This window comes from Mycobacterium sp. E1715 (assembly GCF_001667625.1).
GTDB lineage: Bacteria > Actinomycetota > Actinomycetes > Mycobacteriales > Mycobacteriaceae > Mycobacterium.
This window is the reverse complement of record NZ_LZJJ01000277.1, coordinates 1-2432: the sequence shown is the minus strand read 5'-3', so window position 1 is coordinate 2432 and position 2432 is coordinate 1. Positions and strand designations below refer to the sequence as shown.

General features: G+C 74.0%; 1 protein-coding gene. It reads right to left on the bottom strand.

Translation table 11 applies throughout. The features are described from left to right. The coding region (locus A9X03_RS14245) for an alpha-(1->3)-arabinofuranosyltransferase family protein (RefSeq protein WP_156746561.1) at positions 1-2432 on the bottom strand (2432 nt) is incomplete at both ends.

The window sequence follows — 2432 nt, the reverse complement described above, 5'->3', positions numbered from 1 at the left end:
TTCGGCCAGCCCCGGCGGCTTGAGCTGGTCGAAGCCCAGCGCGTTGCGGTCGATGACGTCTTCCCAATTCAGCAGGCTCACGGTGACGCTGTCGGTCACCCGCGGGTTCAGCGAAAGTGTCTGCGGTTCACCGGGTTTCAACGAACGCACCTGCGGGCCGTCGCCCAGGTCGACCGCCACCATCGTCGGGTGGGCGGGCAGCGCCGAGCGGCTGGGCACCAACCGCAGGCCGGTGACCTCGGTGGGCCGCGGCAGAGTGAGCGTCAGCGTGGGCGGGGTCTTGTGCTGCACCACCCGCTGCGGCGCCGTCCACGCGGTGGACGGGTCGCCGTCGGTCGCCGCAAACGTCGAGCCGAGGACGTCGACCATGTCGGAGTCGCCCCTCGCCCGCGTGGTGCCCGGCTCGGCGATCAGGTCGGCCAGTTTGGGTCCCTGGCGCGGCCTTACCCACACCAGCGGCGTCACCGACATCGGCGCCGGAACGGTCAGCGTCCGGCTCAGATTGACCGGCTCCTCGGGCGCCAGGGCCATCGACGGCGCGCAGCGCACGCCATCGGGCGCCGTCGCGCAACCCGGCCTGCCGAGCAGCTCCGAACCCAGGTCCCAGCCGGTGATCAACGAACCGGTCGGGGGCCCGGGGACCCGCACGGTGTGCCGCAGCTCGACCGGGTGGGCGAATCCGGACGCGTCGTATTGGGTGATCGAGAGGTCGGTGATGCCGAATTGCACACCCGGCGAGCCGTCGTCGGTGCCCGCGGCGGTAATCCGCACCCAGGGCGTCTCGCCGTAGGGCAGTGCGGAGGCGAGCGGCTTGCCCGGCTCGTCGAACCGCAGGGTGGTGCTACCGGTCGCCGTCTCGATCAGGATGCGGCGCACCTGGGCGCCGACGGCGGTGGCGCTCGGCGTCAGGGTGAGCGCCGCGTTGGTCACCGGATGGTCGAAATCGACCTGCAGCCACTGGCCGACGGCCGCCTGCAGCGAGTTGGACACCCACGCGGTCGCGGGGTCGCCGTCGATGGCGGCGACGGGCGCGGTCGCCGGCGCGACGTCGGGCATGGCCGTGGAGTCCGACGACGAGCTCGACACCGTGATCCGGCCCCCGGTCCACGCGCCGACGACCGGGTCCGCGCCCGGGACGGGATAGTCGGGCACCCGGTTGTAGGTATGCCGCGCGTCGCCCGGCGCACGGACGGCCGACGAATGCTGGTCCACCCGCCCGTAGTCGGTCTCGCGGGCCACGGGGGTATCGGTGACGGTCACGGTCGGCGCCGCAATGTTGGCCGCGCGAGCGTCGGCGGACATCAGCACCGGACCCAACGGCGGCTGATTCTGCAGCCGGCGCCGCTCGTCGAGGCGCAGCAGCACCTCCGGCCCGCCGTCGACCCGGGGCAGCCCGTCGACGTCGGCGAAGTACGGCGCTCCGGAACCTCCGGCGACCCGGTAGACCTCGACGGCCGGATATCTGGGCCGCAGGCCGCTGTCGGCGACGAAGCCCGCGAGGGTGCCGGGGCCCACCGGCTCGCCGAACTGAGCCACCTTCTGCAGGCCCGCGGACCCGTCGACGACGCGGTGCACCAGGATGGGCCGCGCCGAGCGCGACGTGTCCGGATCCAGGTCGTTGCGCAACACCAGATACGAAATACCTTGGCGGGCAAGCGTATCCGCCAGCCCCGCCGATGGGCGCCCGGCGGCGAAGAGGCGCTGCACCGAATCCAGCGCCCGGATGGTTTGCGGCGGCGTCAGCGGGATGGAGTCGCGCACGCCCCACGGGCTGCCGCCGAGCACCTGCAGCGGCTCGTCGTGGCTGGTGCCCCACACCTGGGTGGCGAACGGCGCCCCCGGGACCACCAGCACCCGGCCGGGCACCGGGGTGCCCGTGTTGTGCCGGTCGAGCCAGTCGGCGGTTTCCTGCCAGTAGCGGGGTATCGCGCTGAAGGTGCCGGGCGGGGTCAGCCGTCCCGTCCACGCCAGGGAGGTGCTCACCAGCAGCGCCGTCAGCACGACGATCGCGACGGCCACCCGCCTGTCGCGCTCTGGGTGGGCGAACGCGCGCAGCCATCGGGAGGCGGGCCCCCACCCGGGCAGCGGGACCCGGCCCAACACCTGGGCGACGCCCAGCACGATCGGGATCCGGACCACCGACCCCAGCTTGTGCACGTTGCGCAGCGGCGCGCCGCCGGCGTCCAGGAAGGTCTGCACCGCGTGCGCCACCGGCGAGCCGAGCCCGCCGCTGTAGCCGGCGGCCATCAGCACCACCCCGGCCACCAGCATGGTCACCAACCGCCCGCGGGCCGGCATCGCCGGACTCGCCAGCCCCGCCAGCCCGGCCGCCGCGACCAGGCAGGTGGCCAGGACGGCCGCCGACCCGGTCACCAGCGGCGCGCCGGCGGTCGCGGTCGGCGCCACGTACGGGGTCCAGCTGTCGGTGCCGC